The organism is Nonomuraea sp. NPDC050227, assembly GCF_044459705.1.
Lineage (GTDB): Bacteria > Actinomycetota > Actinomycetes > Streptosporangiales > Streptosporangiaceae > Nonomuraea.
The window spans coordinates 176,877-189,959 of record NZ_JBITJF010000008.1 but is presented as its reverse complement, the minus strand read 5'-3'; the positions used below and the strand labels follow the sequence as shown (position 1 = coordinate 189,959).

At 74.0% G+C, this 13,083-nt stretch carries 10 protein-coding genes; all 10 read left to right on the top strand.

All coding sequences use genetic code 11. The features are described 5' to 3' along the window. The 10 genes from coaBC to rpe all read left to right on the top strand — a co-directional run bounded on the left by coaBC (nt 1) and on the right by rpe (nt 12,990). A complete protein-coding gene (gene coaBC / locus ACIBK9_RS29855; RefSeq protein WP_352353182.1) occupies nt 1–1,194 on the top strand; it encodes a bifunctional phosphopantothenoylcysteine decarboxylase/phosphopantothenate--cysteine ligase CoaBC in 1,194 nt (397 codons plus the stop codon). Nucleotides 1,195–1,321: 127 nt separating this feature from the next. Next, entirely contained in the window at nt 1,322–1,645 is a 324-nt protein-coding gene (locus tag ACIBK9_RS29850) for a hypothetical protein (RefSeq protein WP_358294002.1), read from the top strand. Nucleotides 1,646–1,808: 163 nt separating this feature from the next. Then, nucleotides 1,809–2,996 carry a methionine adenosyltransferase gene (gene metK / locus ACIBK9_RS29845; protein ID WP_352322591.1) on the top strand — a complete coding sequence of 396 codons (1,188 nt, stop codon included), beginning with the start codon at nt 1,809–1,811 and terminating at the stop codon, nt 2,994–2,996. Nucleotides 2,997–3,593: 597 nt separating this feature from the next. Further along, nucleotides 3,594–6,191, top strand: coding sequence for a primosomal protein N' (locus tag ACIBK9_RS29840; protein WP_397162177.1), 2,598 nt, complete (start codon nt 3,594–3,596; stop codon nt 6,189–6,191). Nucleotides 6,192–6,240: 49 nt separating this feature from the next. Further along, a complete protein-coding gene (locus tag ACIBK9_RS29835; protein WP_397162176.1) occupies nt 6,241–7,710 on the top strand; it encodes a hypothetical protein in 1,470 nt (489 codons plus the stop codon). A gap of 37 nt (nt 7,711–7,747) precedes the next feature. Beyond that, nucleotides 7,748–9,094, top strand: a complete 1,347-nt coding sequence (locus ACIBK9_RS29830; RefSeq protein ID WP_397162175.1) for a hypothetical protein — start codon at nt 7,748–7,750, stop codon at nt 9,092–9,094. A 38-nt stretch (nt 9,095–9,132) separates the two neighbouring features. Further along, complete coding sequence (gene def, locus ACIBK9_RS29825; protein WP_358293995.1) at nt 9,133–9,681, top strand: peptide deformylase; 549 nt, start codon at nt 9,133–9,135, stop codon at nt 9,679–9,681. Nucleotides 9,682–9,683: 2 nt separating this feature from the next. Further along, entirely contained in the window at nt 9,684–10,613 is a 930-nt protein-coding gene (gene fmt, locus ACIBK9_RS29820; protein WP_397162174.1) for a methionyl-tRNA formyltransferase, read from the top strand. Beyond that, nucleotides 10,600–12,117, top strand: coding sequence for an RsmB/NOP family class I SAM-dependent RNA methyltransferase (locus ACIBK9_RS29815; protein ID WP_397162173.1), 1,518 nt, complete (start codon nt 10,600–10,602; stop codon nt 12,115–12,117). Before fmt ends, ACIBK9_RS29815 begins: the two co-directional genes overlap by 14 nt. A 219-nt stretch (nt 12,118–12,336) precedes the next feature. Continuing rightward, nucleotides 12,337–12,990, top strand: a complete 654-nt coding sequence (gene rpe / locus ACIBK9_RS29810) for a ribulose-phosphate 3-epimerase (protein WP_352353174.1) — start codon at nt 12,337–12,339, stop codon at nt 12,988–12,990. Nucleotides 12,991–13,083: the final 93 nt, after the last annotated feature.

Below are 13,083 nucleotides of genomic sequence, written 5' to 3'. Positions count from 1 at the left end.
ATGAAGGTCGTCCTCGGCGTCAGCGGCGGCATCGCCGCGTACAAGGCATGTGAGCTGCTGCGGCTGTTCACCGAGTCAGGTCACGAGGTGCGGGTCGTGCCGACCCGCGAGGTCCTGCGTTTCGTGGGCGAGCCCACGTGGGCCGCCCTGTCGGGCAACCCCGTGACCGCCGACGTCTGGGACGACGTTCACGAGGTGCCCCACGTCCGCATCGGCCAGCGCGCCGATCTCGTCGTGGTGGCGCCGGCGACCGCCAACACCCTGGCCAAGGCGGCCCACGGGCTCGCCGACGACCTGCTGACCAACACGCTGCTGACGGCGCGCTGCCCGGTCGTGTTCGCCCCGGCCATGCACACCGAGATGTGGCAACATCCGGCCACCCGCGCCAACGTCGCGACCCTGCGCGAGCGCGGGGCCGTCGTCATCGACCCGGCCGTGGGGCGCCTCACCGGCGCCGACACCGGCCCCGGCCGCCTGCCCGACCCCGCCGAGATCTTCCAGGTCTGCCTGCGCGTGCTGCGCGGCAGGCCACGCGACCTGGCCGGGCGCAAGGTGGTGATCTCCGCCGGGGGCACCCGCGAGGCGATCGACCCGGTCCGCTACATCGGCAACCGCTCGTCCGGCCTGCAGGGGTACGCCCTGGCCCGCACGGCGGTCGCGCGTGGCGCGGAGGTGACCCTCGTGGCGGCCAACGTCGCCCTCCCCGATCCCGCGGGGGCCGCCGTGGTGCGGGTGGGGTCCACGGCCGAGCTGCGCGAGGCGGTGCTGGCCGCCACCGAGAAGGCCGACGCCGTCGTCATGGCGGCCGCGGTGGCCGACTTCCGCCCGGCGTCCCGGCACGAGACGAAGATCAAGAAGACCGACGGCGAGCCCGATCCCATCCACCTGACGAAGAACCCCGACATCCTGGCCGAGCTGGGCCGGCTGCGGCGCGAGGGCGGCGCAGGTCCGCGTGTGATCGTCGGGTTCGCGGCCGAGACCGACGACGTGCTCGCCAACGGGCAGGCCAAGCTGGCCAGGAAGGGCTGCGACCTGCTGGTCGTCAACCAGGTGGGGGAGGGGCTGGCGTTCGGCACGCCCGACAACGCCGCCACCGTCCTCGTCGCCGGCGGCGAGCCGGTCGAGGTGCCGCGCGGCCCCAAGGACGACGTCGCCGACGCCGTCTGGGACCTGGTCGCGCCCCGTCTGTCCTGACGCGCGGTTTTCGCGCAAGAACGATTACCTGATCGCCAGTTGCGGCACCCCGGACGCCTACCGATACTTGGGGGCAAAGGGGGACGGAATGCCGGTGGGTTCCGCTGTCAGGGAACGTTGCAGGAGATTGCTGGAGGACCAGGGAGGTATCCGTTACGTCTTCCCCGCGTTGTCCGTGGGGCCGACGGGAACGGGCCACTTCCTCATCGTCGTCACCGATTCGTCCGTCTCGGTGCTCACCACCAGGACCCTCAGGAGCGACCGGCCGGTCGCGGTGTTCGCCACGTACCCGCGGCACACCAGGCTCGGCCCGATCCTGCCCGGCCCGTTCATCGAGCTCGGCACCACCGTGTTCGAGTTCGACGAGGAGTACGCGGCGGTGGTGTCCGCCGCCGACGCCGAGGTCTTCGCGCCGGAGACGCTGCCGCCGGATCCCCTTCCCGACCTGTGACCGGTCACAGGTCCGGACACATGCCGGACATGTGACCGGACACGGACACGGGACGGTTTCGCGACCGGACGCCGGGTGGGGCTAGACTTCGGCGAGGCCCTGGCGTGTTCTTCCGTCCCGGGCCCAACATCCGTCAGCAGCCGCTGCATGAGGAGCCACTGAGTTGTCACGTCGCCTGTTCACCTCCGAGTCGGTCACCGAAGGCCACCCGGACAAGATCGCCGACCAGATCAGTGACGCGATTCTCGACGCCATGCTCAAGGACGACCCCAAGAGCCGGGTCGCCGTCGAGACGCTGATCACTACCGGCCAGGTCCATGTCGCAGGCGAGGTCACGACCGAGACCTACGTCGACATCCCCGGCGTCATCCGGGAGAAGATCCTGGAGATCGGCTACGACGCTTCCCACAAGGGCTTCGACGGCGCCTCCTGCGGCGTGTCGGTGTCCATCGGCGCGCAGTCGCCCGACATCGCCCAGGGTGTCGACGACGCCTACGAGCACCGCGTGGGCGGCGACGCCGACGAGCTCGACCGCCAGGGCGCCGGCGACCAGGGCCTGATGTTCGGCTACGCCTGCCGCGAGACGCCGGAGCTGATGCCGCTGCCGATCACGCTCGCGCACCGGCTCGCCCAGCGCCTGTCCGAGGTCCGCAAGACCGGCAAGGTTCCCTACCTGCGCCCCGACGGCAAGACCCAGGTCACCATCGAGTACGACGGCGACAAGCCCGTCCGCCTCGACACCGTGGTCGTCTCCACCCAGCACGCGGCCGAGATCGACCTCAAGGAGATGCTCGCCCCCGACATCAAGGAGCACGTGGTCGACCCCGTGCTCGACGGTCTGGAGATCGAGACCGAGGGCTACCGGCTGCTGGTCAACCCGACCGGCCGCTTCGAGATCGGCGGCCCGATGGGCGACGCCGGCCTGACCGGCCGCAAGATCATCATCGACACCTACGGCGGCATGGCCCGCCACGGCGGTGGCGCGTTCTCGGGCAAGGACCCGTCCAAGGTCGACCGCTCGGCGGCCTACGCGATGCGCTGGGTGGCCAAGAACGTCGTCGCGGCCGGGCTGGCCGACCGGTGCGAGGTGCAGGTCGCGTACGCGATCGGCAAGGCGCAGCCGGTGGGCCTGTTCGTGGAGTGCTTCGGCACCGAGAAGCTGCCGGTGGAGCAGATCCAGGCGGCCGTGCTGCGCGTCTTCGACCTGCGTCCGGCCGCGATCATCCGCGACCTCGACCTGCTGCGCCCGATCTACTCCGAGACCGCCGCCTACGGGCACTTCGGCCGTGAGGGCTTCTCCTGGGAGTCCACCGACCGCGCCGAGGCCCTTCGGACGGCTGCGGGTCTCTGACCTACTCGGTTTCTGGTTTCGTGCAGGTGCCGCATTCGGCCCTTTTGAGGGCTGGGTGCGGCACTTGTCGTCGGCTGGGGTGGTTCGGTGCGGGCGTTCGCCTGGTCTCTTGAAGGCCGCAGCTCGCCGGTGGCTGCTGATCTTTTGAGGGGCGGCGGGTTCGCTGGTGGCTGCTGATCTCTTGGGGCGGCGGGCTCGCGGGTGGCTGCTGGGCTGACGCTCTCTTCTGCCGCGCCTGCGGCCCGGTGACGATCTCGGGCTGGTTTCCTGGACGGCGGCTTCGGCGGCGGCGGTCGGTGGGCGTCGGGGGCTCGTCGGCCGTGTTCGGTGGGCGACGGCTGTGCTCGGTGTGAGGCGCGGGTGAGGCGGCTTCTGGCGGGGGCTGCGTTTCTTCGGTGCGGGCGGGTTCGTCCGTCTTCGCGGGGGCGTTCCTGATCGGATTTGGCGGTGGGCGCGGGTCTGCGTGCTTGTCGCGTCCTGTGTGCTCTTCTGCGCTGTTCGGGCTGGTGGGGGAGTGGGTGGCCGGCGGGGGCGGTGCGGGGGTGTGCGCCGGTGGTGTGGGGATGGCGGGGCGCGGGGTCTGGTAGACGTTAGTGCGTGACCCACTCCGACGACGCCCTCCTGCCGCTCGACGCCGTGCGGCCTCCTGCGTCGTCCAAGGACACCAAGGGGGCGGTGGTCGCGGCGCCCGAGCGGCCCGTCGCGCGGGTGGTCGTGGACAGCCCGCTGCCGCACCTCGACCGGCCCTTCGACTACCTGGTGCCCGCCGCCATGCACGAGGCGGCCCGGCCGGGGGTGCGGGTGCGGGTGCGGTTCGCGGGCAAGCTGATCGACGCGTTCGTGATGGAGCGGGTGGACGAGAGCGACCATGAGGGCAAGCTGACCCCGCTCGAACGGGTGGTCTCGCCCGAGCAGGTGCTCACGCCGGAGATCGCCGGTCTGGCCCGCGCGGTGGCCGACCGTTACGCGGGCACCCTCACCGACGTCCTGCGCCTGGCCATCCCACCGCGCCACGCCAAGGCCGAGGCGGAGGTCCCGCCTCCAGCAGACCCGCCCCCCGCCGATCTGGTCCCGGCGGCCGTCCCCTCCGGGGAGGCGGCGCAGTGCGCTTCCCCGGCCGTGGCCCGAGCCGCCGCGAGTGCGTCTCCCGTCGCGGTCCAGGCGGCTGAGCCTGGGGCTCCTGCCGCGGCCCGAGCTGCCGGGAGCGGGGTTCCCGACATCGTCCGGGCCACCGGGAACGAATCTGCCGCCGTCGCGGTCGCACAGGTCGCCTCGGGTGCGCCTGCCGCGATCGGGCAAGCGCGAGACGTGGGGGGCTCGTCCTTCTCGGGACGGGGGCTGGAGCCGGCGGCCCCGATGGACGGGCGGGCCGAGCAGGACGGCACCCCGCGCCGGGTCGCGGCCCGACCGGCGGAGGCCCCGGCGCGCGGACGGACGGCGGCACGTCCGGAGCACATGAACGGGACGGACACCCCCGAACGGGCGGCAGAGGGCCGCAAGAGCGCCTGGGACGCCTACCCGACCGGCCCCTCCTTCCTGGACGCCCTGCGCCACGGCCGCGCCCCCCGCGCCGTGTGGTCCGCGCTGCCCGGCGCCACGGGATGGGCCGGAGCCATGGCGGAGGCGGTGCTCGCCACCCTCGACGGCGGGCGCGGAGCGGTCCTCGTGGTGCCCGACGGCAAGGACGTCGCGCTGGCGGACGCCGAGTTCGAGCGGCTGCTCGGCCCCAGCAGGCATGTGGCGCTCACGGCCGACCTCGGACCCGCCGAGCGGTACAGGCGATGGCTGAAGGTCCTCAGAGGCCAGGTGCGCGCCGTCGTGGGCACCCGGGCCGCCATGTTCGCCCCCGTCGCCGAGCTCGGCCTGGTGGCCATCTGGGACGACGGCGACGACCTGCACGCCGAACGCCTGGCCCCCTACCCCCACGCCAGGGAGGTCCTCGGCCTGCGCGCCCACCGGACGGGCGCGGCCATGCTGATCGGCGGCTACGCGCGCACGGCCGAGGCCACCCAGCTCATCGCCGCGCGCTGGGCGAGGCCGATCGTGGCCGCCCGCACGACGATCAGGAGCCTGGCCCCGCGGGTGCGTCCCGCCGGTGAGGACGCCGAGCTGGCCAAGGACCAGGCGGCCCGGCAGGCGAGGCTGCCCAGCCTGGCCTGGCGGGCGCTGCGCCAGGGGCTGGAGAGCGGGCCGGTGCTGGTCCAGGTGCCCAGGCGCGGTTACCTGCCGGCGCTGGCCTGCCGGCACTGCCGCGCCCCGGCGCGCTGCGTCCTGCCGCCCACCAGGATCGCCCCGCACCTGGCCGCGCCGGTCCCCGGCGGCCGGCAGACGGCGGCTCTCGGCGAGGCGGAGCCGGACGCCGGAGCCCTGAGCACCGCCACGGACGCGACGGGCGGGACGCCGGAAGGCCACGGGAGCGGCGAGTCGCTGTGCCACGGGCCGCTCGCGCTCAGAGCCGGGCACGCCGCCCCCTACTGCCGCTGGTGCGGCCGGGTGGACGCCGACTGGCGGTGCCCGTCCTGCGGCAGCCCCCGGTTGCGGGCGGTCGTCACCGGGGCCCGGCGCACCGCCGAAGAGCTGGGGCGGGCCTTTCCGTCGGTGCAGGTGCGCACCTCGGGCCGCGACGGCGTGCTGGCCGGCGTGCCCGCCACGCGCGCCCTCGTGGTCGCCACGCCCGGCGCCGAGCCGGTGGCCGAGGGCGGCTACGCGGCGGCCGTGCTGCTCGACGGATGGGCGCTGCTCGGCCGGGCCGACCTGCGGGCGGGGGAGGAGACGCTGCGCCGGTGGATGAACGCCGCCGCGCTGCTGCGGCCCTCCGCCGAGCTGGTGGTGCTCGGGGACGCCGGGCTGCCGTCCGTGCAGGCGCTGCTGCGGTGGGACCCGATCACGCACGCCGAGCGCGAACTGGGCGACCGGGCCGAGCTCGGGTTCCCGCCCGCCGTGCGGATGGCGACGCTGACGGGTTCGGCGAGCGCCGTCCGGCAGATGCTCGACGAGGTGCGCCTCCCGCCGGACGCCCAGGTGCTGGGCCCGGTCCCGGTCGACGAGTCTGGCCTGGAACGGGCCATGATCCGGGTACGGCGCGGCGGCGGGGCGGCGTTGTCGGCCGCGCTCAAGGGGGCCAGTGGGGTGCGTGCGGCGCGTAAGACACCAGATGTCGTGAGGGTGAGTGTCGACCCACTCGACCTGATTTAGACCGTTTCCCCGATTCGCTCATCTGTTGGTCAGCCGTTAGCGTGCCCCTGTGTCGATCGAATGGGTGAACCAGGCCATCGACGACCTGCGCGCATGGGGGCGCGCGCGGGAAGTCGAAGTGGACGCGGACGAGGTCCGCCTGCTCTGCGACTACGCCAGCGACTATCTCAACGTCAACGAACTGCGCGACTTCACGCCGGAGACCTTCGACGAGCTGCTGCTGTCCATCTACCCGCGCAAGGTCATCGCGCCGCCCGAGAGCGCGCCCGAGACCGTGGCGGCCGCCCGCACGCTGGTGGACTACCTCGGCGAGGCCGGTCACGCCAGCCCGGCCACCGTGGCCGGAATGCGTGCCCGGCTCGACGACATCGGCCCCCGCATGCCCGAGGCGCTGGCCGACCCGGCCAACTTCGGCATGGCCAAGAGCCTGTTCAGCTCGATCGGGCCCGAATCGCTCGAACAGGCGGTGCCGATCCCGTCCGGGGAGCTGCCCGACCTGGGCGAGGCGCCGTGCGACTGTCCGGGCTGCACCCCGCTGCCCGCCGTCCGGCTGGCCTCGGAGGAGGAGCTGACCGAGGCGCTGCGGACCGTTCCGAAGCTGGCCGGCGGCCCCCCACCGGGCGACGGCGAGCCGCTGGACGCCTGGGCCCAGACCGTGGCCCGGCTGCTGGAGGACGACACCGGCGGCGAGATCACCGGCCACGCCGAGCTCGACGAGGGCCTCTACGACCTGTTCGACATGCTCTACCGCCTCCAGACGCCGGTGCCGCTCCAGGTCGTCGCCGACTACCTGGAGGAGGTCTCGGGCGAGGGCGGCATCGACGTGGCCGGGGCGCTCGACCGGCTGGCCGGGTGGGGCATGGTCCGCCTCGACGGCGAGGCGGCCGAGCTGACGCCGCTGGCGGTCTGGGGGCTGCGCGAGCACTACCTCTCGCTCGGACTCGACGCCCCGGTCGCCCCCGACCTGGGCGAGGCCGACGCGCGCGGCCTCATCGAGGGGCTGCTCGAAGGGCTGCCGGCCGAGCTGGCCGAGCAGGACATCTCCCGCTGGCTGTCCGGCCGCGCGCCGGGCGAGGCCGCGGCCGAGCTGCTGACCGCCGCCTCCGGCGCGCCCGCCGTGGCCCGCGGCATCGCGATCACCATCGTCGACCGGCTGGGCGCCGAGGCCGAGCCGCAGGTGCGCGACCACCTCGACGACCAGGAGTTGCGCCCGCACGTCATACACTGGCTGGCCGCACGTGGTCTCGGCGCGCCGCCGCTCACCCAGGACGAGCTGCTCTGGGTCAGCGTCGACATGCTCGCCCTGGCGATGCCCGCCGCGCGGGAGGATCCGGAGATCTTCGCCGAGAACATGGCGGCGTCCGGTCCGCCGGCCCATCTGATCGAGGAGATGTGGCGGGTCGACCACCCCGACGTCGTCGAGGTTCTGGAGCTGCTCGGACGCTCCATCCCCGACGACACGGTGGCCAAGGCGGCGCGCAAGGCGGCGTTCAAGGCGCGCTCCCGGGCCATCCGTTGAGTACGTCCTTGTGACTGCTGTGCAGTAAGTTTCCTGGGTGGCAAACAATGTCTTCGACCTCGCCGAGCTGCGCAAGCTGATCGATGAGCAGGCCGCCGTGCCTCCACGGCCACCTGAGGAGACCTCCGTGGAGCACGAGGCGCTGACCTTCCCGCCCGTCCTGCTGGCGAGCGACGCCGAGCTGGCCCGCGCGGTGCCCGCGGTGCCGCTCGTCGCCGACGCCATCCGCCTGACCGCCTGGACGGGCAGCCGCGAGGTGGGCGCCGACGGCATGCTGAGCGAGTCCGACGCCAGGGCCGCCGCGGAAGAGCTGGGGCTCCAGGAGTCGCGGCTGCGGCTCATCTGGATCGTCGCGGTCAACACCGGCCTGCTGCGCATCCTCGGCGGCCGGGCCTCCCGCGGCCCGCTGTCGATGCAGCTCACCGTCGAGGCCACGCTGGAGTTCTGGGACGGCGTGGTGATGGACGTCCTCGACCGCGCCGACGAGGGCCTGACCGGCTCCTCCGTGGTCGACGACCACCTGGCCGAGATGCTGGCCACGATCTACTCGGTGCGCTCCGGCGTCGCTGTGGGCAACCTGGCCAGGGGCATCCTGCAGTCGCACGAGGTCGCCTGCGCGCCTGGCCCGGTCGAGATGCGCAGGCTGGCCGCCGCGCTGCCGGCCGAGCTGCTGGAGGCGGTCTCGCTGCTGGCGTACTGCGGGCTGGTGGAGCAGACCGAGGCCGGGCGCACGGCGCTCACCCCGCTCGGGGTCTGGGCCGTCCGGCGCGACCTGCTGCGCGAGGGCCACGACGCGCCCACCGCCGCCGAGGTGCAGGTCTTCGCCGACCTGTCGGCCGCCGAGCTGGTCGAGGCGCTGGTGAAGGGCACCGCCACGCAGAGCGCCGTGGCGGGCTGGCTGGAGCGGCGGCCCCCCGAGGCGGCCGCCCGCGAGCTGATCGAGATCGCCGCCTCCGGCACCGCCGGGCAGCGCGGCGCGGTCGGCGCGATCCTGGAGGAGCTGGGCCCCGAGGCCGAGCAGCCCGTGCGGCAGGCGCTCGACCACCCGCTCATGCGCCGCTACGCCGCCTCCTGGCTGCACATCCGCGACCTGGAGGCCCCGCCGCTCAGCCCCGAGGACCACACCTGGATCGCGGTCGACAACCTCGCCGCGCTCATGCACCTGTCCGGTCCGGCCGCGGGCCGCCTCGACATGCCCGAGCCGGGCGAAGACCTGATCAAGCTCGTCGGCCAGATGCCCGCGGTCGGCCACCCCGACACGCTGGCCGTGCTCGACATGCTCGCCGGCTCCCACGACGACCGGGCGGTGGCCAAGGCGGCGCGCAAGGCCGCGATGAAGGCCCGCTCCCTGCGCCACGACCGGCCGCCGGCCCACCGCCGGTAAACTGGGCTGATCCACGTTCGAGAACAGGAGTGAGCCCCTTGGCGATCCAGTCGATCCGGCTGTTCGGAGATCCGGTGCTGCGCACCCCGGCGGCCCCGGTCGTCGACTTCGACAAGGAGCTCCGCAAGCTGGTCAAGGACCTCACCGACACGATGATGGACGCCCCGGGCGCGGGCCTGGCGGCCCCGCAGATCGGCGTCGGCCTGCGGGTGTTCACCTACTACGTCGACGACCAGCTCGGCCACCTCATCAACCCCGACCTCGACCTGTCGGCCGACCTCGACGAGGAGGGCGAGGAGGGCTGCCTGTCCTTCCCCGGCCTGTCCTACCCGACGCCGCGCGCCGTCCGCGCCGTGGCCAAGGGCTTCGACATGCACGGCGAGCCGGTCACGCTGGAGGGCACCGACCTGATGGCCCGCTGCTTCCAGCACGAGACCGACCACCTCGACGGCATCCTGTTCATCGACCGCATGGACCCCAAACAGCGCAAGCTGGCCATGAAGGCGATCCGCGAGGCCGAGTGGAGCGGCCTGTCCGCCCCCGTGATCAAGATGTCGCCGCACGCCACCGGCGGAAGGGCGCTCTGACGATGCGGCTGGTCTTCGCGGGCACACCCGAGACGGCGCTGCCGTCGCTGCGCATGCTGATCGACTCGCCGCGGCACGAGGTCGTGGCCGTCATCTCCCGTCCCGACGCCCAGTCAGGGCGGGGGCGCAAGGTCCACCCCTCGCCGGTGGCCGAGCTCGCGGAGGAGGCCGGCATCGAGGTGCTGCGCCCGGCCAAGGTCGGCGACCCCGCCTTCCTCGACACGCTGCGCGCGCTGGAGCCCGACTGCTGCCCGGTGGTGGCCTACGGCGCGCTGTTGCCGCAGTCGGCCCTCGACGTGCCCCGCCACGGCTGGATCAACCTGCACTTCTCGGTCCTGCCGGCCTGGCGCGGCGCGGCGCCCGTCCAGCACGCGGTGCTGCACGGCGACGAGATCACCGGCGCCACGACGTTCCAGATCGTCAAGGAGCTCGACGCGGGCCCGGTCTACGGCGTCGTCACCGAGGAGATCCTGACCCACGACACCAGCGGCTCCCTCCTCGAACGCCTGTCGGTCTCCGGCGCCGGCCTGCTGGCCGCCACGCTCGACGGCGTCGAGGACGGCGCGCTGGAGGCCCGTCCCCAGCCGCTCGACGGCGTGACGATCGCGCCCAAGATCAACGTCGCCGACGCGCGGGTCGACTGGACCAAGCCCGCCATGCGGGTCGACCGCCTGATCCGCGCCTGCACCCCCGGCCCGGGGGCGTGGAGCGAGTTCCGGGGCCAGCGGGTGAAGCTCGGCCCCGCCAAGGTCGCCGTCCAGGCCGACCGGCTCGCGCCCGGCCGGATCCTGGCCACGAAGAGCCACGTGCTCGTCGGCACCGCCACCGACCCGGTCGAGCTGGGCGAGGTGCAGCCGCAGGGCAAGCGGGCGATGGGCGCGGTCGAGTGGGCGCGCGGCGTCCGGCTTGCGAGTGACGATGCCTTCGCGTGAACCCCGCCGGTCGCCGGCCGGCTCCACGGGCACCAGGCCCCGCGGAGCGAACCGCCCGCGCCGCCCCGCCCGCGACCACGCCCGCAACGCCGCCTTCGACCTCCTGCGGGCCGTCGACGAGCGCGACGCCTACGCCAACCTGCTCCTGCCGCGCCTGCTGCGCGAGCGCGACATCCGCGGGCGCGACGCGGCGCTGGCCACCGAGCTGGCCTACGGCACGCTGCGCGGCCTCGGCACCTACGACGCGATCATCGAGATGTGCAGCGACCGGGCGCCCGACCCTGCCGTGCGCGACGCCCTGCGGCTGGGGGCCCACCAGCTCCTGCGCATGCGCGTCCCGCCGCACGCCGCCGTCGGCACCACCGTCGATCTCGTACGCCTGCGCATCGGCCAGGGCGCGGCCAAGTTCGTCAACGCGGTGCTGCGCAAGATCGGCTCGCGCGAGCTGGAGGACTGGATCCCCATCGTCGCGCCCGACTCCGACCAGGACCCGGTCGGCCATCTGGCCGTCGCCTACGGGCATCCCCGGTGGATCGTCTCGGCCTTCCGCGACGCGCTGGGCGGCGGCGGGGAGCTGGCCGACCTGCTCGACGCCGACAACGTCCGGCCGCTGGTGACGCTGGTCGCCCGGCCGGGGCGCAGCTCGGTGGCCGAGCTGGCCGAGTCCGGCGCTGATCCCGGCCGTTACTCGCCGTACGCGGCTTACCTGCGTGAGGGCGACCCCGGGCAGATCGAGGCCGTGGCCGAGACCCGCGCGGCCGTCCAGGACGAAGCCAGCCAGCTCGTGGCGCTCGCCCTGACCCGCGTGCCGCTCGACGGCGAGGACGAGCTCTGGCTCGACATGTGCGCCGGGCCGGGCGGCAAGGCGGGCCTGCTCGACGCCGTCGCCACGTACGGCGACCTCGCGGGCCTCGACGGCGAGCGCCGTCCGGGCGACGGCGACGCGGCGAGCGGCGGCGGTGCGGCGAGTAACGGCGGTGCGGCGGGCGGCGGCCCTGTGGCGTTCCCCGGTGGGGCGCGGGTGCTGGCCGCCGACGTGCAGTACCACCGGGCGCGGCTGGTCTGGCAGACCACCAGGACCGCCTCGGTCGTCACCGCCGACGGCACCGAACCCGCCTGGCGGCCCGGGGTGTTCGACCGGGTCATGCTCGACGCCCCCTGCACGGGGCTGGGCGCGCTGCGGCGGCGTCCGGAGGCCCGGTGGCGGCGCGACCCGGCCAGCATCGCCGAGCTGGGCGCGTTGCAACGGCGGCTCCTCGGCACGGCCCTCGACGCCGTGCGCCCCGGTGGGGTGGTGGCGTACGTGACCTGCTCGCCGCACCTGGCCGAGACGCGCGTCGTGGTCGGCGACGTCATGGGCCGCAGGGGTGACGTGGAGCAGCTCGACGCGCGCGACTACCTGCCGGAGGTCGACGGGCTCGGCGACGGCCCGTACGCGCAGTTCTGGCCCCACCGCCATGGCACCGACGCCATGTTCCTGGCCCTCCTCCGCAAACGCCCCTGACCCCGCCCGCCCCTCGCCCGCGAGCTGGGCGTCTGCGTGCTGGGCGCCTGTGCTGGGCGTCTGCGTGCCGGACTCCCGCGTGCCGGGCGCCCACGCGTTGAGCGCCCACGCGTTGGGTGCCCGTCCGCTCCTCTCCCGTCCCTTGCCCGTGTGGTGGCGGGTTGGCGTGGTGGGAGGGGGCGTCGAGGGGGAGCGGGGGGTTCAATAGACTGGCGCATCATGGCCGTACAGATCTCGCCCAGCATCCTCGCCGCCGACTTCGCGCGGCTGGCCGACGAGGCCGCCGCCGTGCCGAACGCCGACTGGCTGCACGTGGATGTCATGGACTACCACTTCGTGCCCAATCTCACCCTCGGGCTGCCCGTGGTGGAGTCCCTGCGCAAAGCCACCCAGACGCCTCTCGACTGCCACCTCATGATCGCCGACCCCGACCGCTGGGCCCCCCAGTACGCCGAGGCCGGAGCGGGCAGCGTGACCATCCACGCGGAGGCGTCCAAGGCGCCGGTGCGGACGTTGCGCGAGATCCGGTCGCTCGGCGCCAGGGCGGGGCTCGCGCTCAACCCGGCCACGGCGGTGGAGCCGTTCGAAGGGCTGTTCGGGGAGATCGACATGCTGCTGCTGATGACGGTCGAGCCCGGCTTCGGGGGGCAGAAGTTCCTCGACATGGTGCTGCCGAAGGTGCGGGCGGCGCGGGCGATGATCGAGCGGCACGGCGGGTCAGTCTGGCTGCAGGTCGACGGTGGTGTGACGGCCGAGACGATCGAACGCTGCGCGGAGGCGGGCGCCGACGTGTTCGTGGCCGGCAGCGCCGTCTACGGGGCCGCCGACCCGGTGGCCGCCATCGACGCCCTCCGCGCCGCCGCCACCCGCTGACCCTCCCTCGGCACTCGCCCAAGGTTCCCCGGCACTCGCCTGACGTTCCCGGGCACTCGCCGGCCGTTCCCGCCACCCGCTGACCCTTCCCCG

What these genes read in the sequence shown, in the direction of transcription:
- coaBC (WP_352353182.1), top strand. Translation starts at nt 1, where the DNA reads ATGAAGGTCGTCCTCGGCGTCAGCGGCGGCATCGCCGCGTACAAGGCA.
- ACIBK9_RS29815 (WP_397162173.1), top strand. Translation starts at nt 10,600, where the DNA reads ATGCCTTCGCGTGAACCCCGCCGGTCGCCGGCCGGCTCCACGGGCACC.
- rpe (WP_352353174.1), top strand. Translation starts at nt 12,337, where the DNA reads ATGGCCGTACAGATCTCGCCCAGCATCCTCGCCGCCGACTTCGCGCGG.
- fmt (WP_397162174.1), top strand. Translation starts at nt 9,684, where the DNA reads ATGCGGCTGGTCTTCGCGGGCACACCCGAGACGGCGCTGCCGTCGCTG.